The following is a 26,819-nucleotide window of genomic DNA, read 5'->3' as shown; positions in this document are numbered from 1 at the left end:
CAACAGATCTCTCTTTTTGAACCGCTGGCCGAGAGTGTGCGTCTCGACCATTGATAGGGCGTAACAAAAAGGGAAGACGTACGCCATTATAGAGAATCCAGGCCGCGGACAAAAAACCGTTTGTGCAGTTATTCTTTCATCTTCCTTGACCCATGAGTACCTGAGCGCATACATCAATCTTGTTACACGTTGGCGCTTTGTTGCGCAAAATGCCCTCTCTGTTCGGAGAAAAACCATAATAATACTGCCGTTAATGACAGCGAGGTCTGCTTACGGTATGAGATAATTCTTGAAAGCGCTTTAAATTAAATAATTTTATTATCGGCTTTATCGCTATTTTGCTCACATGAGCACTCTTGACTACTGCCCATGGCGAACATCCATTAGGAAGCCCGCCGATCATTTCATTAAAGCGCACAGCGAGCTTCATATCAGCACTTTGGACGCACTGCTGAGCTATTATCGCGTCAATAATCAACTGACGGGTTTCGATTACGATCTTGGCGCAACGCTTTGCCGATTACCTCAGCGTCAAACTCAAGATGCGCGTTCGCAGAAATCTGAATCAGCTGTTTGATGACCTGGATAATGACAACGCCGATCTTCTGGCCGCTAGCTTGATTTATAACACTGAACGGCTGAACAGATTCACAGTTTGCCGTCCTATTATTCGGTATTGCAGCAATTGATATACCGCTTGGACAAGGCACGGCCGATCCCAGCTTCGGCAGTTGAAAAGGAACAATATCCACAGTTATCACGGGAAGTCTCATTGGATTTAAGCAGCCGGCCGCTGCTGGAAAAAGTAACGGAGGGTAAGCTGGAATACTCTGGCCGACCCCGATACCGTCTGGCTGTTGCAGCGAGTGCACCCGCAGCTGGCGGTTGCGTCTGATATTACCGAGGAAGAAGCGATTATTCGGTATCTTCGGTGCAGTGATGGCGAGGGGTTTGTCGACCGCGCTGCTTGACTTCTTCAGCCGGTTAAACGACAACGGCATCATGGCGCGGCTGAAAGGTATCTCGATCACGTTAGCAGGTTCGATTATGTGGATACCAAAACCTTTTTTAAGGTAATTGATGCGATTTTGCCCGCGCTACAACCACTATTTGAACGCTATGCCAGCGATATCAATTGGAGGTTGCTGGCGGTCATTTCCTATCAAAATCCTATTTGGATCCGCTAGCCACATCGGCTACCATCAGGGTACGCGGGCTGATGATGCTTGCCGCCACCTCGCCGACAGTCTGGAGATGGGCGATCTAACCAACGCCGAGCAAAGCGTGCGCGGCGACGCGTTTTATTTTCTCGGAAGATGAAGAGCTTTGGTTTGCCTTGGCGGCCTATAACATGGGCTATACCCATATGCTGGATGCCCGCGCCCTAACGTCGAAGCAGCAGGGTAACCTCGGCAGTTGAGTTGACGTGAAGCGTGAAGCTGCGGCTGCCGATGCTCAAGCCAGCCACGCTATTACAAACAAACGCTGTACGGTTACGCCCGCGGCTAGCAGGCGTATAACTACGTGAAAGATTCCGCCGCCATGAAATCAGTCTGGTGAGATATTTGAGGAAAAAGAAAAAGGCGGCGAAATTGGCAGCCTGGAACGCCGCTCCCGCCAATGTTTACCCGGTGATCACATTAGAGGATCTGCAGACGCTAACGCCGCCGAGCACAAGTACTACCCTTAACATGGCGCTTTTTCCGTTGTGTCCTGTGTGCGCACGCGGTGGTGTGTCAAGGTGGATCGTTAGGCAGCGGCGATTGCAGCCCAAGGCGGTGTGCCCTATGCTGCGCCCGACGATGGCGAAAGAAAGCGCTGAGCTGAGCCGAACATGCCTGCGCCAGCACGCCGCCGGTGAGTATGACTCGGTGGTTCATGCCCGGATGGCCGAGCACATCCAGCAGCGATCCCGCCGCGCCGGTTTTTTCGTCATGCGCGCCAAAAACCAAACGGCCGACGCGAGCGTGAATCATCGCCCCCGCGCACATCACGCACGGTTCCAACGTCACGTACATCGCTGCGTTCAACAACCTGTAATTACCCACCCGTCGCCCCCCCTGGCGCAGCGACATGATTTCAGCATGGGCGGTGATATCATGATGACCGATGGAGCGGTTCCAGCCCTCACCGATAATCTCATCGTTCAACACTAATACCGCGCCGACTGGCACTTCACCCTCGGCTTGCGCACGCCCCGCTAGCATCAGGGCGTGACGCATCCAAAATTCATCGCTGCAATGCTCGCTCATGACCACCCCGGTTGACAACCGCAGCAAATTATACCGGCCAGGCCGCGAGTTAGGAAGAGAGGGTTCAATCCAGCCGTGTAAGTTGACCTCCATGAGTGACCCCACCAGAGATATTCGCAAAATAAAGCGGCGGATTGTCGTGAATACGTTGTCGCTGTGACCGCTATACCATTCCGCCGGGGTCCCTAGCTTTCGCTCCAACTGCGCCACTTCTCATGGTCAAGACAGCGCAGAGTTAGCACCAAGCCACCGTAAATACCGATGCATATGGCCGCCAATAAGTCGTACCCGTGGTAAGAAAACCACATCGTGGTAAACTTTTTCCACCAGCGACTCCAGCTGGTAATAGGTCACACCTGGGCAGCACCGCACGTGCTGACGAAAGACCGCCACGACGCCGCTTGTAACGCTTGTCAGAACTTCGCTGTGACAAAAGGTAATCGACCAAACAGCAGGCTCATCGGCCAGCGGGCTGGGCGGCCCTTTACTAGCGGTCCAAGAGCCACCACTAGCAGAACGGGGATCACCAGAATGATATTCAGCAGTAGATGTGCGAGCAGATAACGCAGGAAGCAGCCGAACATATCCCGTTGATGCAGCGTACCGTCCAAATCAAAGAACACGACGCGCGGAGCGGTTGGGTTAATTAAAAGCTACTCCTCTGGATCGTTGAATCCTATCAGTCATGTCAAATCAATCCCGCCGCGATGGCGAAAACTTCCCGCTAGTAAAGCGCCGACCACCACGCCATCGTGATTAATCGCGATATTCACTCCTGGGCAATAGCGCGGATACCGCCCCACCGAGCGGTTTCAGAACGGCTATCGCCAGCGACGCAGTTATCTGCGTAGTCAGAAGCGGACTAATTATCAGCTCCATCGACCCCCGGTAAATAGCGCCGTAACACTATTCCACCCAACACATCAGGGCAACCACCAGCAACACGGCGATCACCTCGCCACGGTCGAACTGTAGCGACTCGTCGAAAAACTGGATTTGCGCAAAATCGCGGCCATCACTCCATAACCTGTTAACTGCCGAACACTCGCACCGCGTTTACCACCACCAAAATATTCATGATGGCGAATACCGCACTGCCAAACAACGCCAACAGCCCGAGCGGATGGGGTAGGACCGTGCTATATCGCCGCTGACGTCCGCACGCGTAAACAAGTTGATCGGTCAAGCGATAAGACCAGAGTCAATAACGCCGAGATGCAATAACGCCGAGACGGAATAAACACGTTGGCCAACTGACGCAAAACACCGCTGACGGGCGTCGCATAGCACGTCTTGACGCGATCCCGGGTTTGCGCTGCGCCGTGGTGCGTCGAACCGATGGCGGGGACTCGCCCGGCGCATTCGGCAGCAGGCGACGCATGGCATCGACGATCTTCGCCGCGGGCCCAGTCCCACGATAAGCTAATGCTGCCAGCCCTGCATAATGTAGTCTTTACGCCCGTCAGACGTTTGATGGCGTTGATATCCACACACCCCGAGCGTTCGTTAGGCCCGGATAGCGCGCCGTTGGGCGGGGCGTTGGCGCTGGTCAAAGACGGCTTTACCCGATGTACCGCCGCCGGCCCTTTGTTATTGTGGGCGTCCGTCAACGCCGCCAGTAAGAAGCCATCGTGCGCTCTCCGCCCAGCGAGCCCCACGACGACATCGGCGGGGTGTCTGAGGTGTGCCGGAGGTCGCGTTCTCCCAGCGCCATATCGTCCTCCGCCCATTCACCTCTTTGAGTAGCGTGCCGTGATCGCCGGCAATGAGGCCGATCGCCTTGTCTGGCGGCATGCGAAGGTCGGTGGCCATTAGCACCCCCGCTTACCGCTGTTGCCGGCCCCCAGATAGATAAGTCGCCCTCCGCCTCCGAGCACCTGCGCCGCCAAATCGATAGCAACAGCCGCCGGCCGGCAACCCAGACGTAATGGCCTCTGACACCTACTTGTCCTGTGTTCATTAAACACCCTTGCTATCTCAAGCGTTGATAAGACATCTAAAGCCATCGAGTCCGGATGGCGTGTTCCCAATGCGGGCGCCTCTAAATTCGTCACCGCTGGGCCCGGTTCGGTTTATGTATTACAGTGCACGGTATTCTCAAACCTTATCGGCCAAGGCGCGTAAGCAGGTTGCATCCCATGCCTGCATAAAGAAGATTGTGGCTGAGAGGGCTGTCGTATTGCTAAATGACGCTGACGTTTATCGATGTTGACGACGTGCGATTAACTTAGGCCGCCGAGACATAATAAGAAAACGCCACACCTTGAAGTTTTGTATGGTAATACTTTTTACTAAAGACCATATCAATTTCGATATGCTCGAACCGGAGCGCCAGAACGAGCCCATCAATCAATATGGGCAATATGGGCGCAGAGCATTATCAAATCGATGCCATCAGCCGTACGGGGCGTATCAGTCATCATGACGACCCACCTCTACCAGTAGGTATGCCATATCTGTCATACGACCATTGCCGATCCGCAGCGTGTGAAATAGTGATGAAAAGCTCGTGCTGTTGCACCACACCGATAGACTTTAACCTGATGGCCGCTGCAACCGTGGGCCATCATCGCTCAAAGATAACTGTAGCGCAGGCGTAACGCCGCTCATCGGCCAATGTGACGTACATAGCGGTGACGCCTAATTGGCTAGCCAGCTCCGTCGCCTGAGCAAACAATCGTAACGAAGGCTTACCCAATATATTACTGTAGACCTCAAACTGAGCAAAAGCCAACCCCTCACGAATACCTGTGCCAAGCGCCTTGGACGCTGCCTCTTTTACCGCGAAGCGTTTGGCTAGAAAGCGTACCGGCTGGTTGTGCTGCTGATATTGCAACCATTCATCGGGGCTGAGGATTCGGCGCGCAAATCGATCACCGCTGCAGGAAACCACCGCCTCGATACGTCTAATCTCGACGATATCGGTACCAATGCCGACAATCGCCATCAGCCGCGCGCTTCCCGCATCAGACGTTTCATATTACTTACCGCATCCGCTAAACCGCCAATCACGGCGCGGCTGATAATCGCGTGGCCGATATTCAACTCGTGTATAGGTGCCAGCGCGGCCACGGGCTTCACATTATGATAATCAAGACCGTGGCCGGCATTGACCTTAAGGCCCAGAGACGTGGCGTACTGCGTGCCATGTCTGATGCGAGCGAACTCCGCAGTGCGCGATGCTTCATCGACCGCATCGGCATAGGCGCCTGTATGAATTTCAATGTAGGGCGCGCCCACTTCCGCCACTGCCGCGATCTGACGCTCATTAGCGTCGATAAACAGCGAGACCTGGATCCCGGCATCGCTTAGACGAGCCACGACCTGACGAAGCTTGTCGCGCTGGCTGGCCACATCCAACCCGCCTTCGGTGGTGATTTCCTGGCGCTTTTCCGGCACCAGACAACAGAAATGCGGCGGCAGGGAGCAGGCAATAGTCACCATCTCCTCCGTCACAGCCATTTCCAGATTCATTCGGGTTTGAATCGTCTTGTGCAGCAGATAGACATCACGATCGGTGATATGCCGGCGATCTTCGCGTAGATGCACAGTAATACCGTCGGCCCCCGCTTGTTCGGCAATAAAAGCCGCTTGAACCGGGTCCGGCCAGGCCGTCCCGCGCGCATTGCGTAACGTTGCAATATGATCGATATTCACGCCCAGCAGCAATTCAGACATCCACTTCCCCTGACTTTTGTCGATACTATGTCATAGTATAAACTAGTGCTGTGGCGCAGGCCAGTTTATTGCTTACCCGCTTCACCGCTTGGCCCCGACTGACCCGCAGCTCGCACCGTCGCATCGCCGTGGCCGACCGGACGCTGATCTGGAAACTGGTGACGAAACAGCTCGCGGCTCTTGAGCGGTTTGCCGCCCAAATAGGGTTTCAGCGCCATACGTGTAAACCGCTTGGCTGCACGCAGTCTGTCAACGTCGGGAAACTCGCGCGCCGCCAGGGCGCGCAGCTCGCGCCCGGTGAAGCTATAGCGATCCAAAAGCACGCTGGCGGTAAAGCCTTTTTCCTCCCGGTAACGATAGGTCATGGCGTCGTCGACCGGCTCGCCGGAGCCGGCGCAATACAGAAAATCGACGCCGTAACCCAGATGTGTCAACAATGCCAGTTCAAAACGGCGCAACGCAGGCTCCGGCGAGCCTGTGGCGCCCGCCAGCCATTGCAGACACTGGAGGTAATCGTAAAACAGCGCGGAGTAATCGGTTTCATGGGCGAGTACGCGCGACAGCAACTCGTTGATATAGAGTCCGCTATACAGCATTAACCCAGTCAGCGGCAGACCCAGCGAAACGGGTTCAGCGCTGCGCAGAGTCTTTATCTCGCCACGGCCGCTCCAGCGAGCTAGCAGCGGTGTAAACGGCTGCAGCACACCTTTAAGAGCAGAGCGGCGCGAACGCGCGCCCTTTGCCAAAATGCGCACCCGTCCTTGATGCTCAGTGAAAAAGTCCAGAAGCATACTGGTTTCGCTGTAGGGGCGTGCATGTAGCACGAAAGCGCGTTGCCAACTGTCCATCGGCGCTCCCTAGAGGTCGTCGACATAACCCAGGCTACGTAGGGCACGTTCATTATCGGCCCAGCCCGACTTGATTTTCACCCACAACTCCAGATGCACCCGTGTCTCGAACATAGTTTCTATATCTTGCCGAGCTTCAATGCCGATTATTTTGATTTTACTTCCCTTATTGCCGATGACCATTTTCTTCTGGCTGTTTCGTTCCACCAGAATCAGACCGTGGATATCGTAACCACCGCGATCGTTGGCCGCGAAGCGCTCAATTTCCACTGTAATGGAATAAGGGAGTTCATGACCCAGAAACCGTATCAGCTTTTCACGGATAATTTCCGACGCTATAAAACGCTGTGAGCGGTCGGTAATATAATCTTCTGGAAAATGATGCTCGGCCTCCGGCAGCGCCTTGCGCACAATACCAGCTAGCGTATCGACGTTCATGCCATTCTCGGCACAGATAGGCACAATGTCATGGAAAGACATCTGCTGACTGAGAAACTGCATATGGGGCAGCAGCTTTTCCTTGTCAGCGACATTATCCACTTTGTTAATCGCCAGTACGACCGGGCAGCAAACGTCGCGCAGTTTGCTCACCATTATTTCATTGTCAAGCGCCCAATGGGTGCCCTCCACTACGAAAATCACAAGTTCCACATCGTCGATCAAGCTATTGGTGGCGCGATTCATCAAGCGGTTGATCGCTCGTTTCTCTTCAATGTGCAGCCCTGGGCTATCCACGTAGATAGCCTGATAGGGCCACTCAGTATGGATCCCCATAATAAGGTGGCGGGTGGTTTGCGGTTTACGCGAGGTAATAGAGACCTTCTGCCCTAACAACTGATTCATCAGCGTGGATTTGCCGACGTTTGGCCGACCCACAATCGCCACAAACCCACAATAGGTTGTCTGTTTGCTCATTCAAGTTCCAACAGTTTAAGTGCTTGCTCCGCCGCGGCCTGCTCAGCTTTGCGACGGCTTGAGCCATTGCCGACTACCGGCTGCGCCAGCATGCTGACCTGGCAGTGTATGGTAAATTCCTGATCGTGCGCCTCACCGTGCACCTGCACTATCAGATAGGCAGGCAGTGGCAAATGGCGTCTCTGAAGGTATTCTTGCAGCCGGGTTTTCGGGTCTTTTTGCTTATCACCTGGGCTGATTTCATCCAAACGTGTGCGGTACCAGTCAAGGATCAGCTTTTCGACGGTTTGAATATCGCTGTCCAGAAACACGCCGCCAATCAACGCTTCTACCGTGTCGGCCAAAATGGACTCACGACGAAAACCGCCACTTTTCAGCTCTCCCGACCCCAGACGTAAACATTCGCCCAGCTCGAACTCCCGTGCCATTTCCGCAAGTGTATTACCGCGCACCAGCGTGGCACGCATCTGGCTCATATCGCCCTCATCGATGCGGGGGAAACGCTGATACAGCGCATTAGCGATAACATAGCTCAATATCGAATCGCCCAAAAATTCCAGCCGCTCATTGTGTTTGCTGTTGGCGCTACGGTGTGTTAACGCCTGTAACAAAAGATCGTGCTGTTGAAAAGTGTAGCCCAGTTTCTTCTGTAGCCTACTTATTAAGATGGGATTCATGCGTTACTAATAACTCAACCATGCGTACGTAGCTGACGGAGCAGACCTGGGAATGGTACGCCTGTCTAAAACTGTCTCGTTTGCAGTGAGTCCCACGAATTGAGCCCGCCCTTCCTAACCTGAGAGGTATTCTATATCAGTAAGCGAAACAATGCTTCGCTAAAAAGGAATTAATGAATACCACCAATACGGCTTAAGCGTACGCCGGTCGGCCATTGGCCTTCCTGCTTATCGAAGTTCATCCAGATCGCCGTCGCTTTGCCCACCAGATTTCTTTCCGGCACGAATCCCCAATAACGACTATCGGCACTGTTATCACGATTATCGCCCATCATGAAATACTCTCCCTGCGGCACCACCCACTCCGCCAGTGAACTGCCCGGCTGCTGATAATAAATGCCCAATTGATCCTGCTGTCCCGGCACCGTCAACACACTGTGCACCACGCCGCCGAACGATTCTTGACGCTGCGCCAGGCGAATGCCGCCATCCACCCGCTTATCTGGAGCCACCTGCAGGAAACTGCTACTGGCTTCACCATTGCTGGTCGAGTTGAAGGTCTGTACAAAATCGCTCGGGGCGAATTCGCTATAGGTAATGGGCAATGCCGTGGCGCAGTCCTGCCCGCTGGCGCAGCCAGGTTGCACCGTCACGCGTTTGTTATTCGGATCATAACTAACTCGGTCACCCGGCAAACCCACAACCCGTTTAATATAGTCCAGGTTAGGATTGGGCGGGTATTTGAATACCACGACGTCACCGCGTTTGGGATGGCCGGTTTCAATGAGTGTCGTCTGGATGATCGGGTCTTTGATACCATAGGCAAACTTTTCCACCAGAATGAAATCTCCGATCAATAGCGTTGGCATCATCGATCCAGAAGGAATTTGAAACGGCTCGAAAATAAATGAGCGCACCACAAACACCAGTAGTAATACCGGGAAAATGGACGCACAGGTTTCGATCCAGCCAGGTTTATGGCTAACCTTCGCGACGACACCATTTCCGGCTAGCACCCCGACAGCGTCAACCCATTGCTGGCCGGATTGCTGCACCAACTGGCGGCGCGCCAGTGCCAGTTTGAAACGTTCCAGACACCAGAGGATCCCGGTGATAAGCGTCGCGATTGCCAGAATCAGGGCAAACATATTGACCATGCCATTTCTCAAACGTATTTGCTGTCTTTACCCATATGTAAAATCGCCAAGAACGCTTCCTGAGGTAGCTCAATGTTACCCACTTGCTTCATGCGCTTTTTACCTTCTTTCTGCTTTTGCAGCAGCTTTTTCTTACGGCTGACGTCGCCGCCATAGCACTTCGCCAGTACGTTCTTGCGTAACTGTTTGACGGTAGAACGAGCGATGATATGATTGCCAATGGCCGCCTGAATAGCAATATCAAATTGCTGACGCGGGATCAGTTCCTGAAGTTTATCGACAAGCTCGCGGCCGCGATACAGCGCGTTATCGCGATGGGTAATCAACGCCAGCGCATCGACCCGCTCGCCGTTAATCAACACATCCACCCGAACCATGTCCGAATTCTGAAAACGTTTGAACCCATAATCCAGCGAGGCATAGCCGCGCGAGGTGGATTTCAGTCGATCAAAGAAATCCAGCACCACTTCGGCCATGGGAATGTCATAGGTCAGAGCCACCTGATTGCCGTGATAGATCATATTAGTCTGCACACCGCGTTTTTCGATACACAGCGTGATGACATCACCCAAATAAGCCTGCGGCAACAGCATATGGCATTCGGCGATTGGCTCGCGCAGCTCGGCGATATTATTTAACGGCGGTAGTTTGGACGGGCTGTCTACATATACTGTGTTGTTGTTGATGGTCAGCACCTCATAAATAACCGTAGGGGCGGTCGTTATCAGATCGAGATCATATTCCCGTTCCAGCCGTTCCTGGATGATTTCCATATGCAGCAGGCCGAGAAAGCCACAGCGGAAGCCAAAACCCAATGCAGTAGAGCTTTCGGGTTCATAGAACAATGAGGCATCATTCAGGCTGAGCTTGCCCATGGCGTTGCGAAACGCCTCGTAGTTGTCGGAACTCAGCGGGAATAGACCGGCATACACCTGCGGCTTCACTTTTTTAAAGCCCGGCAATACTTTATCCGCCGGTTGGTGGGCAAGCGTAAGCGTATCGCCTACCGGCACGCCGTGAATATCTTTAATGGCGCAAACCAGCCAACCGACCTCGCCACAGTTCAGCACATCACGATCGAGCCGTTTGGGGGTGAAAATACCCAACCGGTCCGCATTGTAAAGTTGACCGGTACTCATTACCTTTATTTTTTCGCCTTTGTGCAACGTACCGTTCTTGATGCGCACCAGCGATACCACGCCTAAATAATTATCAAACCAGGAATCGATAATCAGCGCCTGCAGTGGTGCGGCGGGGTCGCCATCCGGCGGCGAGATATCGCGCACCAGTCGTTCGAGCACATCAGAGACACCGATACCGGTTTTCGCCGAACAGCGCACCGCGTCGGTGGCGTCAATGCCGACGATATCTTCGATCTCCTGTGCGACGCGATCGGGATCGGCGGTGGGCAGGTCAATTTTGTTCAGCACCAGCACTACTTCTAAATCCATTTCCATCGCGGTGTGGCAGTTGGCTAGCGTTTGGGCCTCTACTCCTTGTCCGACATCAATCACCAGCAGCGCCCCTTCACACGCCGCCAGCGAACGGGAGACTTCATAGGAGAAATCCACATGCCCCGGGGTATCGATGAAATTCAGCTGATAAATTTGACCGTCAGACGCCTTATAATCTAGTGTCACGCTTTGCGCCTTAATGGTGATGCCGCGCTCACGCTCCAAGTCCATAGAGTCCAGCACCTGTGGCGCCATTTCGCGCTCGCTCAGGCCGCCACACATCTGAATCAAGCGATCGGATAGCGTCGATTTGCCGTGGTCGATATGGGCAATAATAGAGAAGTTTCGTATTTTATTCATCTTAATAAAGTTTTCTATATAAGCAGGCGCTCTAGATTGGTCCGATGGTTACTCTGCGAGGAACGTAACCCCCGATGATCCACAACAATGATGGACGCATCTTACACTGCCTGGGGGAAGCAAGGAAGAATGGCGGAACATCGCCGGGACCGCACTTTGATTGGCGTCGCGGCACAAGGGCGTGGTCAATCTGTAGCCGTGAGGTACGTATTATGCGACAACGCATAATGTGGTATCCCGGACATGCAGAAACGAGAGCGGTAGCGCCACCTGCAGAATCACCGGCTGATTATTATGCGTTTCATGTGTATGACGCGCCAGATGGCGCGCGAAAAGAAACCGACCACGCCGCCGATAAGCCCAAACAGCGGCGGCGCGCAGACTACCTCTAGCAGTCACCGCAGACCGCGCTCTGTTCGCAGCGCACTTGCGCAACGCCATGCTGTCAAGTCATGGCGGTGGCCTATTCTCTCATCATGGCCGAGCCTGAACACAACGGTGCCGGTGACGCGTAAGGACCTCGCCCGTGTCATCGTGCATCACCTCATTCATGAGGTGATGCCGTTGCCAGATTTGCTGCAGCTTAACATCCCTGGACAAATCGTTAAACAGTTCATTGTCAAACGATTCCCCATCCATCAGAGCGAAAAGCTTTTCATCGTGCATACCTGGGCACCTTCTCCTGCCGCCGTCGTTAACGCTAAATAAGCGATTAAATTTTATTGTCAGTTGCTTCGCGCGCACGGAATATTCGTGAGCATACCGTTCCTGGGAGGGAAACCCATGATGAAGGCTATCTCTTCATAACTCATACCATTCAGCTCACGCAACATAATCGCCATACGCAAATCTTCTGGCAATACCTCGATAGTGAGAAACACTATTTGTTGTAACTCCTCAGACAACATTAAATTCTCATGATTCGATACTTCTTTAAATGCGCCAGCACTTTTGTCATTTTTCACATCGCTGAAGGGTTGACGCCGTTCCTGAGCCACCAGTTAATTCTTCACCGTATTGACGGCTATACGGTATAACCAGGCATAGAAAGGCGCGAACGACCAGTAAATTGAACACTTTCTGGTCGCCTTTCTGGTTCTGTTCAACCGACACCTGACCGTTAATTGCTCGCTCATCGAAGTATTGTCTCCTCAAATTTTTTTCCACGTGTTCTCCACGCGCAAATAAATAGTGTCGCCAGCTTCTGAAGCAATATCACGAGCAAGCTCACGATTGGAGTTAATGATAATCATAAAGTTCCGCACACATGGTATTTTTCTTAAAATAAATAAAGGTCGCGGCTACAATAACGCCAACAATAAACGGCACAGGGTGACGTGAATTCGCCCCCTCTGTCAGTCAACATGCATAAATAAAACCGCGTCAAAAGCGGCAAGCAGCGGTACAGCCTGGCCGCATTGGATGGAACCATGACAAACAGCCTCTTCTATCGGAATGCACACCATCCGCTATGCAATATCAACTGAATACACCACCGATGTTCTGGTTCTCGGCAGCAGTGCGGCCAGGTTATCGCTGGCGCTGTGTCTGGCCGGACATTGCGAGGTCATAGTCCTGAGCAATGGTCCGTTGGACGAGGGCTCCACGCTATATACTCAGGCGATATCGCGGCGATGTTCAACGAAACCGACAGTGTGGAAGAACGCTGATAGCCCGCCGTCGGCGTCTGCGATCGTGAGGCGGTGGAATTAGCACAACGCCCGCCACTGTGTGCAGTGGCTCATCGATCAGGGCGTGTGTTCAACACTGAAGCCTCGACGCCGACCGGCAATCGCTATCACCTCACCCGAGAGGAAGCTACACAGCCACCGCCCATCCTGCACGCTGCGGACGCGACAGGCAATGTGGTGGAAACCACAGTGCTCAGCAAAGAGGTGGCGCATCCGAGCATTCAGATTTTGGAACGTTGCAACGCGGTGCTGGTTACGTCCATCTGGAACCGCGCCGAAGAGGGGTGGAACTGTGCAGCGCGCGGTAGTGCTCGTCACCAGCGGCGCGCCTAAGGTTTATCAATACAACACCAACCCCGATACTTCCTCCGGCGACGGTATCGCCATGCCCTAGCAAGCCGGCTGCAGGATCCGCCAACCTGGAGTTTAATTAGTTTCAGCCTGTTCCATCTCCAGGCAGGTAATTTTCTGCTAACCGAAGCGCTGCGCACTGGCACCGCGAAATATCGTCGTCCGGGTAATCGACCATGAAATGAAGCGGCTGGGTGCCGATTGCATGTACCTCGACATCAGCCATCGGACGGAGGCGTTATCCGCCAGCATTTTCCGATCACTTATGACAAGCTGCTGACGCTGGATATCGATCTGACTCGACAGCCGACCCTATCGTTCCGGCGGCCCATTATGCCTACGACGGCATTATAGTGGATAAGCATGAGTGCACCAATCTAGACGGCTGCTACGCTATTGGTAAGATTAGCTATACTGGCCTGCACGACGCCAACCGTCTAATCTCCGACTCACTGTTAGAGTGTTTGGTCTACGGCTGGTCGGCGGCGGAGATATTCCGCTCTGGCTGCCGATCATCGTCCAGGTTCGCCAGCTCCATTCCTGGGATGAAAGCCGGGCCAGCAATTCCGTGAAGAGGTAGTGCTGCAACATAACTGGCACGAGCTACGGCTTTTAATTGGGACTACGTGGGCTGTACGCGGTCGTGGAGCGGGCACTGCACCACATGAGCTGCTGACGCGTGAAATTGACGAGTGCTATTCCAATGTCCGCATCTCCAATAATCGACTGGAGGTGCGCAATTTAGTTTAGGTGGCCAAGTTGATCGTCAAAAGCGCGCTGCTACGCAAGGAGAGCCGCGCCTGCACTTTCCAAATACGGCTGCTGCAGGTTTTTCACCATAAAAAGGGTTCTTTCTCAAACTGAATGCGGCTTAAGGGTTCATTGGGATTTCAACCCTCTTTAGTAATAAAATAATTCCAACGTTGCGTGACGTTGCGTGGCGTGTGTTGCAGTATACATCCAGTTTGAGTGGTGCGGTAGTCGTACCGCCATCCATAAAACGGACACTGACAATCTGTCCATCTTGCAGCGGGGAGCATTAAGTTCATCAGTAAGAGCGAAGTTATCGGCCAAACCCGCCTGCGTTTCGGGGAAAAACTTTTCACTTTCTGACGCATTTGCTCACCATTACTCCATCTTTTCAGACCATAATTCAGGGAAAGTGATATGGCCATATTTCATCATATCATTACTTTGCACATCGTTTCAGTGCCTGTTAAGGGGCGGAATCATAATGCCGTGACGGATATATTAAGACATCAAACCCATTGATTATTCCATTATGACAGGACCGCACCAGAAATAAACCTCATTACTGTCAATAAAATTATGGTTTGCACCGCTTCCCGCTTTATTTTAATCGTCGCCGCAGTAGCTTTGACGGCATAAACCAGCACGAGGGAAATTCATGCCCGTGGCGAGTAAAATTGAACAACCTGAAGATAAAGAGAGATATGCTTTTAAGGCGCCCACAACGGTTTTTCAAGCTTTGTAGCTTATCGATAGATGGGAAAAATAACACGCGCAAGCTTCCCCTTCACCAATGCGTCATGCAGAGACCGGACGGAAACAGCTTACTGCCGCACAATGGTCATTGGTCATTTACGGCGGCTCGTCAATTAGGACGCAAGATAGGCCAGAGTGCGAAACATCGGCGACTATTCCCGATAGGTTCGCGCAACGTCAACGTGTCGTAAATTAATGCCACCAGCCGCCAATGTGGGCGCAATTTGCTCTATCGCTAACATCGGTACGACGCTGCAGCCACAACCCTGAGCCAACGCGCGGCTACGAGCGCTTCGCCGGCGGCGTACGACAGGATAAGCGCCAGTGTACCTCCTTTATCCAGCAGCGCGTGAAGGCCCGCCAGCACCTGATAGCTCAACTCAACGTATAGCGGCTCGCACGCCGGGGTGACATAGGCCGGCCCAGAATCAAAGTGAGAGGGTTGCTAGCAATGGCCTGTAGCGCCGTGACGTTCTACCGACATAGGCGTAGATGTCGCCCTTGACAGCACAGAGGGATATCGCCCAAGGACTGGCGGAAAATTGTCTCGCGTCTGGCGATAGGCGTTCGAATCTAGTTCGATCGCATCGATTGGAATGGCGTCGTGCATGTGCTGCGCCAGCATCAACGCTACCAGCCACTGCCGGGATGTTTAGCGCCCTGCCTACCTCAAAGGGGTGCCCAGGCGCCCAGCATCACCCCATCGGTGATCACGTTCATTGCACACTGATCGTGGGCGATAAAAGTGTTTAAAGGTAAATCCGTCCCACCGCGGTAGTTTAGTGACGGCCGTTGGTAACATAATCATCTGGCTCTAGTCGGCGTATACCTTTATTTTAAAATAAGACGAAGATTACTCAGGATCCGTCTATAACCTGCGCCTCAATCAAGGATAGCCCACGACTGTAACCCAATTTTCTGAACTCGAGCTGCACGAAGACCTGCTCACCACATTGAGCGACAAGAGCTTTGAGCGTCCGGCCGCCATTCGGGCTTAAGCTACTCCGACAGCCATGGACGAACGCTATTGGATTCGTCGCCGCCCGGTACCGGAAAACCGCAGCTTATCTACTGCCTGTCTTGCATCATCTCATTGATTTTTAAGAAAGAAATTCTGTCTGCCCCGCGTGCCGATCGTCACCTCCACGCCCCACACCCATCTAGACATCGCCACTATTACCTGCAGCGTGACCCACATGAATTATGCGGAAGTGTTCAGCGAGAATCAGGATATCGTGGTAGTCACTACCGGCCGGCTGCTGCAATACATCAAGGAGGAGAATTTTGACTGCCGGGCGGTAGAAACGCCGATTCTGGACGAAGTGGATCGTATGCTGGATATAGGGTCGCCAAGGACGCCAAGCAGATCGCCGTAGAAACCCGCTAGCACAAACAGACACTATTATTTTGACCACGCCTGCGGGGAGCGCAATCAAGGATTTTGCAGAACGCCCACTCCCGGTCAAAATCGACGCTGCGCCGTGAACGAAAAAATTGTGCAATGGGGTATTATCGCGCCGACGATCTGACGCACAAAACCACACCGCTTTATCACCTGCTTAAGCAACCCAACTCAGCAAAAGTATCATATTCGTCCGCAAACGTGAGCGGCTGCATGAACTGCTGGATTAGCTGTGTGATGCTAGCATCACACCCTGTTATCTGGAAGTGGATCTGGTTCAAGCCAAGCATAATAATGAGGCCATCAAACGCATGACCGACGGCAGCACCAACATGCTGGTGGCAGTTGGCGAGAGTGAAAGGAAAGCGCTAAGGAAAAGAAAGAGCGGGCGCGCACGAAAGACAAAACCAAAGTGCGTTGCGCGCTAAAAATTACCGGCAAACGCCGTGTTGCTGAAAGCAGTGCCAGATGCGGCCAACAACAGCACATCGAAAACGGCGCTTAAGTCACCCTGAAGCGTAGCCGGCGGTATGTTGATAAAAACACTAACCTACATTATCGTAGGGCGCGAGAGAGGCTACATCGGGCTCCGTCAAGGTGTTAATCGTTAGCGAAAGTAACTGTCATGTTTCAAGCGTGATGCATATCAACTAAAAACTTTTCTCATCACTCTACAGCTTATCTGCCAGCATTTAACGACATGGGTTACTTTTACCTCATCGAGGCGCTTTGCCGCTGGATGTCTCGGCGGTTAGCGCCATTTAATAGCGCTTTTCGGTGTTTATCGGCGCCACGCCAAACCAAGCGGCAATTACATGCCTTTCTGTAAAAGTAGGGGTAATAACATCTCGCTGCTGTTCAGACATGAACGAAACAGCCCGAGCTCGCATGCGAATAGTCAGCTGCTGGTATTTTCCGGGTTCGCCACGGCGTCTTCCGGCGTCTCGCGGCCCAGCGCGTTGACGTTCAGATACTGCCACCTTCACACACACCACTTCCTTCTACTCAAGCGGAATTTCGCGGTAATCAAATTTGCCCAGTGCCTGCAGAAGAACCACTTTGTCGTCAGTGCAACCGGCAACGGCGACCAGATAGCGGGCTTTATGGTTAGCAAATCCAGTAACTAGGAAAAGTTTACCAGCGCTTTGTTTTCAGCTTCGGTAACTTATATTCCGATAAGCATGGCAATGCTGGCAAATTTAATGAGTTATGTCAATTTAACACGGCCGCTGAACGCCAACGGCAGGGCGAATTTCCCCTCCGCTACCGTCGGGAAAACGTTTAACCCATTAAGAGAAAACGTTAAGCTTAATCCATGTCGTCACTATCATGGAGCGTATCATGGCGCAAATGCTGACCTGGCGCGATGCTCTTGCGCAGGAAAAAACCCTAGCCTATTTTCAGGAAACACTGACCTTTGTTGCCAGGGAGCGCGCGGCGGGAATCACCGTCTATCCTCCGGCCAAGGAAGTGTTTAATGCTTTCCGTTTTACAGAGTTGAATGCGGTGAAAGTCGTGATCCTCGGCCAAGATCCCTATCACGGTCCAAACCAGGCTCATGGCCTTTCATTTTCCGTCAAGCCTGGCACACCCGCACCGCCATCCTTAGTCAATATTTATAAAGAATTGGTCAGCGACATTCCCGGTTTTGTTATACCTAAACATGGCTGTCTACAAAGCTGGGCGCAACAAGGAGTGATGTTGCTCAATACGGTGCTGACGGTGGAAGCGGGAAAAGCTCATTCCCACGCCAGTTTGGGTTGGGAAACGTTTACAGATAAGGTGATAAAGGTACTCAACACGCACCGTGCAGGGGTTGTGTTTTTACTGTGGGGGTCCCATGCCCAGAAAAAAGGCATGATCATAGATCCCAAACGCCATCATGTGCTTAAAGCGCCGCACCCCTCGCCTCTGTCCGCGCATCGCGGCTTTCTTGGCTGCCACCATTTCTCCCAGACTAATGCCCTGCTGACGCGTCAAGGCCAACCCGCTATCGACTGGATACCAACGTTGCCACGCGCCTAACGGCAGACTGGTCCGGGCGCCACGCTCAAAAGTAAAGCGGCTATCGCCTGTGCCAAGCAGCCTGGCTGAGAAGGTACCTTCATCAGCCAACCATGATGAGCGCACTGCGGTTGTGAGCCGAAGTGGTACAACCGGCATTAGTTGCCGATGAACGCGAGCCAGCAGATAGTCCCGGGGCGATGGCGTGCGCCACGTTTCCGCCAACGGCACTGTCGGTGGACAAGATATCAGTTCTTCGCTTTCGATACCGCTACCATCGCGGGGCGAATAAGTCGGCCGTTGAGGGTATAGCCTTTTTGCATCACCATCATCACGTGATTAGGCTCGTGTTCGTCGGACTCCTGCATGGTCATGGCTTGATGTACTTCGGGGTTAAACGGCACGTGCGTGTCACCCACCACATTAAGACCAAATTTGCGAACGGCATCCAGCAACGATTTAAGCGTCAGCTCGATGCCCTCGATAGTGGACGCTAACTCGCTGTTGGTTTTATCCGACATGTCCAGTGCACGTTCCAGATTATCGATAACTGGCAACAGTTCACCGGCAAAACGTTCCAGGGCAAATTTATGCGCCTTCTCGACATCCTGCTCGCTGCGGCGACGCACGTTTTCCATTTCCGCCTTGGCGCGCAGCACGCTATCGCGCTCGCGCTGCTGCGCCTGCAACAGTGCAGTCTCCAGTTCGGCAATACGCTCATCTCGCGGATCCACGACGTCAACCGTCTCAGGCATCGCTTCCGCCTGCTGCCCTTGCTCTATTTCACTTTCTTGTGAGACTTGTTCGTCAGGGGTGTTCTGTTCTTTACTACTCATCATGAGTTTTCTCCGCGGTTCAGCATTGTTCTCGCTAGTCTGATTACTATGGGGATGAATAGCGGGGATTCAAGGGATGACGCATAATGAAGCTTGCAAAATACGCCGAGGATCAGCAATCAAATGACTACCACTTTTCATACTATCGGCATCGTCGGCCATCCGCGTCACCCCAATGCGCTGGCTACGCATAAAACGCTTTACCACTGGCTCAACGAGAAAGGGTATCACGTCATCATGGAGCATCAGATCGCCCGCGATCTAGCGCTGGATCAGGCCATAACTGGTAGTTTGGCCGATATTGGCCAGCAGGCCGATTTGGCTACCGTGGTGGGAGGCGATGGCAACATGCTGGGCGCGGCACGCATCTTGGCGCGTTATGATGTCAAGGTCATTGGTATCAACCGTGGGAACCTTGGTTTTTTGACCGACCTTGCTCCACACTCGGCGCTGACGCAATTATCGGACGTGCTGGCTGGGCACTATCGCGGTGAAAAACGCTTTTTGCTGGAAGCCCAAGTCTGCCGGGGCGATATCTGTGGCCGGCTGAGCAGCGCTATTAATGAGGTGGTGCTGCACCCCGGCAAAGTGGCGCATATGATTGAGTTCGAGGTATATATTGATGATACCTTTGCGTTTTCTCAGCGCTCCGATGGCCTTATTATCGCCACGCCGACCGGCTCCACGGCCTATTCCCTCTCCGCCGGCGGGCCGATACTGACGCCGCTGGTAGACGCCATCGCGTTAGTGCCAATGTTTCCACATACTCTCTCATCACGACCCTTGGTCATTAACGGGAGCAGTACGATACGCCTGAAGTTTTCCCAACTGACGCCAGATCTCGAAATCAGCTGCGACAGCCAAATAGCCTTGCCTGTCCAAGAAGGTGAAGAAATTTTCATCCGTCGTAGCGACTATTACCTCGATTTGATTCATCCTGATGATTATAACTATTTCAATACGTTAAACAGCAAGCTTGGCTGGTCGAAAAAATTATTTTAAATTTTGCCAGCACAGTTTTAGTGTATAAAAATCAGTCTATACTGTGATTAATCACAGTCGTGTGTTTATATATTAGGAAAGCAACTATGCTAGCTCAATTGACCGTTGGCGTGATTACCGGTGAGACAGGCGCGTGGAAATCCATTGCGATCGATGCGCTCGGTCTGTGTCTTGGTGGCCGTTTCAAGGCCAGTATGGTACGGCCTGAGGCCGCGAGGATGGACATCTGCGCACGCTTTTTACTTAACGATACTCCCTTGGCCGCCCGTCGGCTGGCGGATAATGCGTTGGATAACGGCAATGAATGCTTGATGTGCCGCGTAGTGAGCTAGGATGGCTGCTCATGCGGCTTTATTAACGGTACGCCAGTGCTTCTCTCACAATTACGTGAACTGGGTCAGCATCTGATTCAAATCCACGGCCAGCATGCCGCCAGCTGACGTTGCGTCCCGATCACCAAAAAACGGTTGCTCGAGCTTAGGCAGATGAAAAGACCTTCAACAGGCCATGGTGACCGCCTACCGCCAGTGGCACCAAAGCCACCTGGATCTGGCCAACCTGCGCCAGCAGGCCGCCGAGTGCGACTCCAGGTGCGAATCGCTGCAGTATCAATTGAAAGAGTTGAACGATTTCGCGCCGGTTGCGAATATGAGCAGATCGATCAGGAATATAAGCGGCTGGCCAATAGCGGACAATTGATCACTGCAGCCCAACAAACATTCGAGCTGTTGAGAGAAGGCAAGGAGACCGATTTACTAAGTCAGCTGCACACCGCCAGGCATGTGATGAGCGAACTGATCACATTTGATCCAGCCTTGTTCAGGGTGATGGCACTGCTTGAAGACGCCGCAATTCAGCTCACCGAAGCCAGCAATGAACTTCGCCATTACGACGACCGCATCGATCTTGATTTCGGACGCCTCCATGAGCTGGAGCAGCGTCTGTCTCGGCAAATCAGCCTAGCACGCAAGCTCATGTATGGGCGGAAGCCCTGGCGCAGCACTATCAGCACCTCTTGCAGGTGCAGGCGGCAATGGCGCAGCATGATGCCAGTGCCGGCGCGCTGGCTGTGGCGGTGGAACGCCATCATCAACACGGCGCTAATGGAGCTCGCCAGCCAGCTCCATTAGCGCCGTGTTGAGCACGCCAGCAGTTTAGCAGACCGCATACCGACAGCCTACACGAGCTTGCTTTGCCGCACGGTAAGCTGGCCATTGACGTGCACTTCCAGCCCGAGCAGTTTAACGCCGATGGCGCCGACCGCATGGAGTTCATGGTCAAGATGTTGCGTCAGTTGAGTGAATCCACCCAGATCCTGTGCGTGACGCATTTACCACAGGTGGCCGGTTCGGGCATCATCACTTTTCGTCAGCAAAAATACCGACGGCAGCGCTACACAAACGCAAATGCAGGCGCTAGATACTAGATAAAAGCCCGTCTGCAGGAACTGGCGCGCCTGCTGGGCGACAGAGAAGTAACAAAAACACGCTGGCGAACGCCAGGGAGTTATTCGCAGCCTAGAAATGCTCAACTTTTTCTCATCCTGCAATCATAGATTAGCCTTGCAGGGGTTCTCAATGCCGGCGTATTATCATCGGAATCCTGTGCCTAAAAGGAATGTAATTGTTATGAGGTGTAAGACGTTGACTGCCGCTGCTGTCGTCATGCTGATGTTTACCACCGGTTGCTCCGTGTTCGAGAGAGTGGTTTATCGTCCCGACATCAATCAGGGTAATTATCTGACCGCAACTGACGTCGCCAAAATCCACGCCGGCATGACTAAGCAGCAGGTAGCCTACACTCTTGGCACCTCAATGATTAAAGATCCGTTCGGCTCGAATATCTGGTATTATATTTTCCGCCGCGAACCGAGCCATGAATCTGTCACGCAGCAAACGCTGACACTGACCTTTAACAGTAGCGATATTCTGACTCATATCGACAACAAACCGATGCTGGAAAGTTCTAGCGCCCACCAATAAGTGGTGTGAGCCGGAAACAAAGCGGAAGGACCGTAGCCTTTAGGCTGGACGCAGTACCAGTACGGCGTTAGGGATCACCTGCCGTTGCGCGGGCAGGAATAAGAGCGGTGGGTTATTTCCGCGAGCGATCCGCGGACTGACGGCGCGGCTCCTTGGGAGCTATGAACGACGGCAGGTAGGCCTCCACCCTGTCACTGTCACTGAGTTTATCTCCAGTTTAGGCTGGCTGAAGATGCCGCTTTATTAACGTCGAGATCGGTGTCCTGCCGTAGCGTCAATAGACCGGGAATATGAATCGCTTATTCCAGAGTACTTCCCTCCTGCAGCACCAGCTGATGCAGGTATTGGCGCTCCGACAAACCACCTCGAAAATGCGGCTACACACCAGTTCGATAAGTTTGCTTTTGAATTCAAAGTCGAGATGAAACTCAACCTTACTGGCTTTTCGCTGAGCAGCATGAAACGCCAATCGCCGACAAAAAGCTGAATGGGCCTTCTACCAAGCGCATCATAATACTTTGATTTTCAGTGATAACATTACGGGTGCTAAATGATTTACTAATGCCCGCTTTGGAGACATTCATTTCAACGGCCAATTCACTGCCGTTCTGCTCAAGTATCCGGCTGGTGGTTTACCCAGGAATAAATTCGGGATAAGCGCTGATATCATTAATCAAGGCGAACATTTGCTTTGCGCTATAAGAAACCGGCTCGGAGCGCGTAATATGACATAATCTTTCCCGTCCTTATCGATTAACCCTAATATTATCATTTTCTTCACTAAGACAAAAAGACAGTTATACGTGCGTTATGCTACGTTACATCTATGATGAGGCTCTGGCGAGACGAAAGCTTTTCTTCTCAGACCTTAACTGTATAATATCGCGTGTTATGACAAAGAAAAAAGCACATAAATCCGATTCAGCCACTATTGCGCAAAACAAACGTGCCCGATACGAATACTTCATTAAACAGGAGTTTGAGGCAGGACTTTCGCTGCAGGGATGGGAAGTAAAATCGCTCCGCGCCGGCAAGGCGAACATCAGCGATAGCTATATCCTGCTCAGGGATGGTGAAGCTTATCTTTTTGGCGCCACTTTCCAGCCGCTGATGATGATCTCTTTCAGTGTGGCCTATGACCCCAGGCGAACTCGTAAGCTGCTGTTGAATAAGCGTGAACTCGATTCACTGTTCGGCCACGTCAATCGTGAAGGTTATACGGTCGTCGCGCTCTCGCTTTATTGGAAAAGCGCCTGGGTGAAAGTGAAAATTGGCGTCGCCAAGGGTAAGAAAGAGTTCGATAAACGTACTGACATTAAGGAGTGCGAATGGCAGCTCGACAAAGCGCGCATCATGAAGCACACCTGTCAATAACGTTGCCGCCACGCCGTAAATTTGCTACAATGCAGTGAAGAAATGGGGGCTGATCTTGGATTCGACGGGATTTACGAAACTCAAGGTGCATGCCGAGGTGGGGTTGGCCTCGTAAAAAACCTCAAAATAATTGCAAACGACTCGCAATACGAATCTGCTGCGTTAGCAGCTTAATCAGCCTAATAAACTGAAGATTCCCTCTCTCTCTAGCCTCCGCTCTTAGGACAGGGATCAAGAGAGGTCAAACCCAAAAGAGATCGCGTGGATGTACTGCCTGGGGCTGAAGCGTTAAATTTAATCAGGCTAGTCTGTTAGTGGCGTGTCCGTTCGCAGCTGACAGGTGAATGTAAAGACTGGACTAAGCATGTAGTGCCGAGGGCATAGAAGTTCCGGACGCGGGTTCAAATCCCGCCAGCTCCACCAAAATTCTCTATCAGTGAAGAAGTCTTGGGGACACTAAGACACGGCTCTATTCGTGCCTTCGATTTGTCCCGTGAAATCTGAAGCCAACTAATTAATCTGAATCTTTTGAGCCCACTGACAGGCCCAACGAGAGCCCTATTATTGAGCCTAAACACATGGAGACTACCCACGGCAAGAAAACCAAGCCGTTAACTGACGGAAAGCAAAACCCAAACCCAGAGATGCCGATTACCAGCTGTGTGATGATAGCGGGCTTGCTCTGCTAATAAAGCCCGCGGCAGCAAGCTCTGACAGTTCCGTTACGGCCTCAGACCAAGTAGCGAACTAAGCAGAGCTTCGATGCCTACCCTGCCGTCTCACTTTCTGGTGCGCGTAAACTCAGAGGTGAGGAGTTTTATTGGCGAAAGACATTGCACAAGAAACATCAGAAAGAACAATCGCAGAGTCAACGGTGACCTGTGTGAAATCACGGATCATGCAGTCGTTGCCCCTAACTGTGTACAGTGGCAGTTTACCGTTGCCTTGTGTGGGCTAATCAGTTCAGAGGTGGCTGTATGTGGCGGTGGCACGAATCAGGTGTTGTACACTCAGATCAAGGAAACCAGTGCGGTAGCGCTTCTGCCGGGCCAACAACCTGGTGCAAAGTATGAGCTGATATGGCAACTACTGGGCTAATGCGATTACATTGAAATGTTCTACAACCGGGGCTCGGTGGCGTCAGTCCGGAGGCCTCTGAACAGCTCTCCTTGTCAGGAGATAAGGATAGGCAGTTCACAACCATAACTCCGATTCTATCAATGAACTACATGCCACAAACCCCACCGTTATGTCAAACCCATTATTACCGTAGCGCCTTGTTCACCGCGTTTTCACTTATCGATTTGAGAGAGTTTATATGGCTATAATGATGGGTAACTACTGGATTTCAATCATAAAAAAGACATCCGTTGACATCCATTGATGTTCCTATGGTGCCGAAGGCCGGACTCGAACCGGCACACCCGAGGGGTGGTTGATTTTGAATCAACTGCGTCTACCGATTTCGCCACTTCGGCAAGGGTCACAGATCCCGACGCGCATTATACCGTTAACAGATTCCGGCGCAATATTAATCCACCTATCTAGTGCGCAACTGCTGAAAAACGGCCTTACGATGCATTTTGGCGCCCGTTGGCTAAGGTGGATTGGTAGGCGAAGCAACCTTACCGCCCACGTATTTGTTGGCTTACATTAACAGCCAGAGTATCCACGGCGCCGGCGACAGGCTTTACCTGCACGAGGAAAGACACGAAAGCGAACGTGGCGCCATGGCGATTTTCGCGCTCAGCTGGTTTCAGGTAGCATAAGATGAGTGCGGAATGTCGAGAATAGCCTGACACAAAAGCCGTAACTGCTCCTCATTTAAATCGCGCGGTCGAAAGCTAGCTTATAATAATATTGCCGCCGGCAGAAATAAGTCCCAAAATAGCGGATTGGAGTAGGTTTGTCCGATATTCCGCTACCTAGCAGGTATTGATGCGGTATGCTGTTCCAATACGCCTAAGGGTCGCGACACTTATGTAAGTGTCGTGATCGGGTATGCCGCCTGTTATGTACGATGTGCGTCTGCACCGCCATGTCTTGCGGTGTGCCGCAAGCGGCCAACTGTACGGTGAAAGATCAGTTGCTGGATAAGCTTGGCATCAATAATAACACCTCGACCAGCTCCTCCGCTGCGAAAACACAGGATTACCAGTCCGGTCTGGCGGGGTCTTGAATGCCCGCCAGGGCAACACCGCGAATTTGAGTGCCCTTAGCACTTTCACAGCTGGCTGAAAGATCAAAACTAAAGCCTGCGATTTGGTCTTTAAGCAGAGTAAATTTCCTGACGCGTATACCGGCGAGGTGCCTGTCGCTGCACGCTCCAGCGGAAAACATGCTAGGCGCCCGAGCCGGGATACTAGCACCTCAAGACGACTTAAAAGCGCTCACCGCTGGAGAAGCGTCAGCGTGCTAGCCACTCAGCCCGCCTAAGGCATGAGCAAATCGTTAGCGGCAGGCCTGCAGTCGCTTACGGTGAAAGCGTGAGGGCGATTATGCGACTGACCGTTCAAAAATTGTTTTTACATACCAACCCACAACGCTCACCGTGAAATGCGCGCAGATGGTTCAACCGTCCGCTATAAGAGACGCCATCACGAAGACCGAGATTCGCGCAAATAAAACTTGTGGCGCCATAGCAGCTCACAGCTAAACACCATTCAGGCACAATGCCATTAGTGGGCCGCTTTGCGCGTTGTGAAGGTGATTCAGTAGCCCGGGGCTGAAGCAGCTATCCCATCGATTTATTGCCGACGCGCAGGCTGGCTAGCGGCGTGAGTTCAGCGTCAAAGAGAGTTTTAACACCGGCTAGCCGTCGCCCACGACCACTAACAGCGAACCGCCGTGATTAAAGCGAACGACCTGTTGTTGTGATGGTGATCGTTAATAGGTAACGTTCCGCGCAGCTGATGGCGTCGCTATCGACAATATGCTATGCGGCGCCGGATGGTCAGCAGCTGTGGCCACAACATAGATATAGCGGGACCGACACCACGGTAATCCGGCGTCCTTTTCATTCTCGGTGAAGAAGCTTTTTCCATGCGGGCATAATGGTTAGGCGAGGGCATAATGGTTAGGCGATGCATGTTAGCTGAAGGGGCCGCTATCCGCTCAACCACTCGCTCATCATCGGTGTCGATTACCACGATGGTACGGCTATTTCTTAGCGTCATCAAATTAAGATCTACACCAAAAGCGATTGCATTAAAGGAGAAGGAAGATGTTAGGCAACTCGTCTGATATTGATCTCTATATCGGCGAGATGTGTGATTTAAACCCTAAGATTACTATTCGTACTACACACTCGGCGAACATACCTTATGTGCC

The 26,819-nt window shown here is 52.4% G+C and carries 18 protein-coding genes, 1 tRNA gene, 1 other RNA gene and 8 pseudogenes; 12 read left to right on the top strand and 16 right to left on the bottom strand.

Going from position 1 to position 26,819, the window contains the following annotated elements; all coding sequences use genetic code 11:
- Positions 1-317 precede the first annotated feature (317 nt).
- Positions 318-1,637: pseudogene (gene mltF, locus GPOALKHO_RS00590) on the top strand (membrane-bound lytic murein transglycosylase MltF); the annotation flags it as partial.
- A gap of 99 nt (positions 1,638-1,736) precedes the next feature.
- On the opposite strand, the gene tadA reads toward mltF, so the two are convergent.
- The 12 genes and pseudogenes from tadA to GPOALKHO_RS00530 all read right to left on the bottom strand — a co-directional run bounded on the left by tadA (position 1,737) and on the right by GPOALKHO_RS00530 (position 12,477).
- The gene (gene tadA / locus GPOALKHO_RS00585; RefSeq protein WP_406703298.1) at positions 1,737-2,252 is read right to left on the bottom strand and encodes a tRNA adenosine(34) deaminase TadA; all 516 of its coding nucleotides are present in this window, start codon (positions 2,250-2,252) and stop codon (positions 1,737-1,739) included.
- A 64-nt stretch (positions 2,253-2,316) separates the two neighbouring features.
- A pseudogene (locus tag GPOALKHO_RS00580) lies at positions 2,317-2,836 on the bottom strand (phosphatidylglycerophosphatase C).
- Positions 2,837-3,282: 446 nt separating this feature from the next.
- On the bottom strand, positions 3,283-3,438 hold the full coding sequence (locus GPOALKHO_RS00575; RefSeq protein WP_406702491.1) for a hypothetical protein: 156 nt from the start codon (positions 3,436-3,438) through the stop codon (positions 3,283-3,285).
- A 1,380-nt stretch (positions 3,439-4,818) separates the two neighbouring features.
- The gene (acpS, locus tag GPOALKHO_RS00570) at positions 4,819-5,199 is read right to left on the bottom strand and encodes a holo-ACP synthase (RefSeq protein WP_406702489.1); all 381 of its coding nucleotides are present in this window, start codon (positions 5,197-5,199) and stop codon (positions 4,819-4,821) included.
- On the bottom strand, positions 5,199-5,930 hold the full coding sequence (pdxJ, locus tag GPOALKHO_RS00565) for a pyridoxine 5'-phosphate synthase (RefSeq protein WP_406702488.1): 732 nt from the start codon (positions 5,928-5,930) through the stop codon (positions 5,199-5,201). The genes acpS and pdxJ overlap by 1 nt, the downstream gene beginning before the upstream one ends.
- Positions 5,931-5,995: 65 nt before the next feature.
- A complete protein-coding gene (gene recO / locus GPOALKHO_RS00560) occupies positions 5,996-6,778 on the bottom strand; it encodes a DNA repair protein RecO (protein WP_406702486.1) in 783 nt (260 codons plus the stop codon).
- Positions 6,779-6,787: 9 nt separating this feature from the next.
- Entirely contained in the window at positions 6,788-7,693 is a 906-nt protein-coding gene (gene era, locus GPOALKHO_RS00555; protein WP_406702484.1) for a GTPase Era, read from the bottom strand.
- A complete protein-coding gene (gene rnc, locus GPOALKHO_RS00550) occupies positions 7,690-8,370 on the bottom strand; it encodes a ribonuclease III (RefSeq protein ID WP_406702482.1) in 681 nt (226 codons plus the stop codon). The genes era and rnc overlap by 4 nt, the downstream gene beginning before the upstream one ends.
- Before the next feature lie 170 nt (positions 8,371-8,540).
- A complete protein-coding gene (gene lepB / locus GPOALKHO_RS00545; RefSeq protein ID WP_406702481.1) occupies positions 8,541-9,527 on the bottom strand; it encodes a signal peptidase I in 987 nt (328 codons plus the stop codon).
- An 8-nt stretch (positions 9,528-9,535) separates the two neighbouring features.
- Positions 9,536-11,341 carry a translation elongation factor 4 gene (gene lepA / locus GPOALKHO_RS00540; protein WP_406702479.1) on the bottom strand — a complete coding sequence of 602 codons (1,806 nt, stop codon included), beginning with the start codon at positions 11,339-11,341 and terminating at the stop codon, positions 9,536-9,538.
- 474 nt (positions 11,342-11,815) lie between these two features.
- Positions 11,816-11,980: an RseA family anti-sigma factor gene (locus tag GPOALKHO_RS00535; protein ID WP_406702478.1), complete on the bottom strand. Its 165-nt coding sequence runs from the start codon at positions 11,978-11,980 to the stop codon at positions 11,816-11,818.
- 73 nt (positions 11,981-12,053) lie between these two features.
- A pseudogene (locus tag GPOALKHO_RS00530) lies at positions 12,054-12,477 on the bottom strand (sigma-70 family RNA polymerase sigma factor).
- Between the two features lie 319 nt (positions 12,478-12,796).
- Here GPOALKHO_RS00530 and GPOALKHO_RS00525 point away from each other — a divergent pair.
- The 3 genes and pseudogenes from GPOALKHO_RS00525 to GPOALKHO_RS00515 all read left to right on the top strand — a co-directional run.
- Positions 12,797-14,247 (top strand): annotated as a pseudogene (locus GPOALKHO_RS00525) (FAD-binding protein).
- Positions 14,248-15,100: 853 nt separating this feature from the next.
- Entirely contained in the window at positions 15,101-15,280 is a 180-nt protein-coding gene (locus GPOALKHO_RS00520) for a hypothetical protein (protein ID WP_406702476.1), read from the top strand.
- 538 nt (positions 15,281-15,818) lie between these two features.
- Positions 15,819-16,653 (top strand): annotated as a pseudogene (locus GPOALKHO_RS00515) (DEAD/DEAH box helicase); the annotation flags it as partial.
- Between the two features lie 399 nt (positions 16,654-17,052).
- Here the strand turns inward: GPOALKHO_RS00515 and GPOALKHO_RS00510 are convergent.
- Positions 17,053-17,432: pseudogene (locus GPOALKHO_RS00510) on the bottom strand (autonomous glycyl radical cofactor GrcA).
- Between the two features lie 200 nt (positions 17,433-17,632).
- On the opposite strand from GPOALKHO_RS00510, the gene ung reads away from it, so the two are divergent.
- A complete protein-coding gene (gene ung / locus GPOALKHO_RS00505) occupies positions 17,633-18,316 on the top strand; it encodes a uracil-DNA glycosylase (RefSeq protein WP_406702474.1) in 684 nt (227 codons plus the stop codon).
- A gap of 227 nt (positions 18,317-18,543) precedes the next feature.
- Here ung and grpE read toward each other — a convergent pair whose 3' ends face one another.
- Positions 18,544-19,131, bottom strand: a complete 588-nt coding sequence (gene grpE / locus GPOALKHO_RS00500) for a nucleotide exchange factor GrpE (protein ID WP_406703296.1) — start codon at positions 19,129-19,131, stop codon at positions 18,544-18,546.
- A gap of 123 nt (positions 19,132-19,254) precedes the next feature.
- Here grpE and nadK point away from each other — a divergent pair, with 123 nt between their 5' ends.
- From nadK to bamE, 3 genes and pseudogenes are all read left to right on the top strand, one after another.
- A complete protein-coding gene (gene nadK, locus GPOALKHO_RS00495) occupies positions 19,255-20,133 on the top strand; it encodes an NAD(+) kinase (RefSeq protein ID WP_406702473.1) in 879 nt (292 codons plus the stop codon).
- Between the two features lie 86 nt (positions 20,134-20,219).
- Positions 20,220-21,654 (top strand): annotated as a pseudogene (gene recN, locus GPOALKHO_RS00490) (DNA repair protein RecN).
- Between the two features lie 107 nt (positions 21,655-21,761).
- Entirely contained in the window at positions 21,762-22,115 is a 354-nt protein-coding gene (gene bamE / locus GPOALKHO_RS00485) for an outer membrane protein assembly factor BamE (protein ID WP_406702471.1), read from the top strand.
- A gap of 434 nt (positions 22,116-22,549) precedes the next feature.
- Here the strand turns inward: bamE and GPOALKHO_RS00480 are convergent.
- Positions 22,550-22,801 (bottom strand): annotated as a pseudogene (locus GPOALKHO_RS00480) (type II toxin-antitoxin system RatA family toxin).
- Between the two features lie 205 nt (positions 22,802-23,006).
- Between GPOALKHO_RS00480 and smpB the strand changes: the two are divergent.
- Positions 23,007-23,489: an SsrA-binding protein SmpB gene (gene smpB, locus GPOALKHO_RS00475; protein ID WP_406702470.1), complete on the top strand. Its 483-nt coding sequence runs from the start codon at positions 23,007-23,009 to the stop codon at positions 23,487-23,489.
- Positions 23,490-23,534: 45 nt separating this feature from the next.
- Positions 23,535-23,912, top strand: a transfer-messenger RNA (tmRNA) gene (gene ssrA, locus GPOALKHO_RS00470).
- Between the two features lie 969 nt (positions 23,913-24,881).
- Here the strand turns inward: ssrA and GPOALKHO_RS00465 are convergent.
- Positions 24,882-24,967: transfer RNA gene (locus tag GPOALKHO_RS00465), tRNA-Leu, on the bottom strand.
- A gap of 129 nt (positions 24,968-25,096) precedes the next feature.
- Between GPOALKHO_RS00465 and GPOALKHO_RS00460 the strand changes: the two genes are divergently transcribed.
- Positions 25,097-25,258, top strand: a complete 162-nt coding sequence (locus tag GPOALKHO_RS00460; protein ID WP_406702468.1) for a hypothetical protein — start codon at positions 25,097-25,099, stop codon at positions 25,256-25,258.
- Positions 25,259-25,509: 251 nt separating this feature from the next.
- Complete coding sequence (locus GPOALKHO_RS00455) at positions 25,510-25,668, top strand: DUF2501 domain-containing protein (protein WP_406702467.1); 159 nt, start codon at positions 25,510-25,512, stop codon at positions 25,666-25,668.
- Positions 25,669-26,819 lie beyond the last annotated feature (1,151 nt).

The organism is Sodalis sp. (in: enterobacteria) (genome assembly GCF_036327475.1).
GTDB lineage: Bacteria > Pseudomonadota > Gammaproteobacteria > Enterobacterales > Enterobacteriaceae.
This window is presented reverse-complemented; position numbering and strand designations above follow the sequence as displayed.

What these genes read in the sequence shown, in the direction of transcription:
- tadA (WP_406703298.1), bottom strand. Translation starts at nt 2,252, where the DNA reads ATGAGCGAGCATTGCAGCGATGAATTTTGGATGCGTCACGCCCTGATG.
- GPOALKHO_RS00520 (WP_406702476.1), top strand. Translation starts at nt 15,101, where the DNA reads ATGTGGGCGCAATTTGCTCTATCGCTAACATCGGTACGACGCTGCAGC.
- lepB (WP_406702481.1), bottom strand. Translation starts at nt 9,527, where the DNA reads ATGGTCAATATGTTTGCCCTGATTCTGGCAATCGCGACGCTTATCACC.
- era (WP_406702484.1), bottom strand. Translation starts at nt 7,693, where the DNA reads ATGAGCAAACAGACAACCTATTGTGGGTTTGTGGCGATTGTGGGTCGG.
- bamE (WP_406702471.1), top strand. Translation starts at nt 21,762, where the DNA reads ATGAGGTGTAAGACGTTGACTGCCGCTGCTGTCGTCATGCTGATGTTT.
- acpS (WP_406702489.1), bottom strand. Translation starts at nt 5,199, where the DNA reads ATGGCGATTGTCGGCATTGGTACCGATATCGTCGAGATTAGACGTATC.
- smpB (WP_406702470.1), top strand. Translation starts at nt 23,007, where the DNA reads ATGACAAAGAAAAAAGCACATAAATCCGATTCAGCCACTATTGCGCAA.
- rnc (WP_406702482.1), bottom strand. Translation starts at nt 8,370, where the DNA reads ATGAATCCCATCTTAATAAGTAGGCTACAGAAGAAACTGGGCTACACT.
- GPOALKHO_RS00535 (WP_406702478.1), bottom strand. Translation starts at nt 11,980, where the DNA reads ATGGATGGGGAATCGTTTGACAATGAACTGTTTAACGATTTGTCCAGG.
- recO (WP_406702486.1), bottom strand. Translation starts at nt 6,778, where the DNA reads ATGGACAGTTGGCAACGCGCTTTCGTGCTACATGCACGCCCCTACAGC.
- pdxJ (WP_406702488.1), bottom strand. Translation starts at nt 5,930, where the DNA reads ATGTCTGAATTGCTGCTGGGCGTGAATATCGATCATATTGCAACGTTA.
- grpE (WP_406703296.1), bottom strand. Translation starts at nt 19,131, where the DNA reads ATGAGTAGTAAAGAACAGAACACCCCTGACGAACAAGTCTCACAAGAA.
- lepA (WP_406702479.1), bottom strand. Translation starts at nt 11,341, where the DNA reads ATGAATAAAATACGAAACTTCTCTATTATTGCCCATATCGACCACGGC.
- nadK (WP_406702473.1), top strand. Translation starts at nt 19,255, where the DNA reads ATGACTACCACTTTTCATACTATCGGCATCGTCGGCCATCCGCGTCAC.
- ung (WP_406702474.1), top strand. Translation starts at nt 17,633, where the DNA reads ATGGCGCAAATGCTGACCTGGCGCGATGCTCTTGCGCAGGAAAAAACC.
- GPOALKHO_RS00455 (WP_406702467.1), top strand. Translation starts at nt 25,510, where the DNA reads ATGTGCGTCTGCACCGCCATGTCTTGCGGTGTGCCGCAAGCGGCCAAC.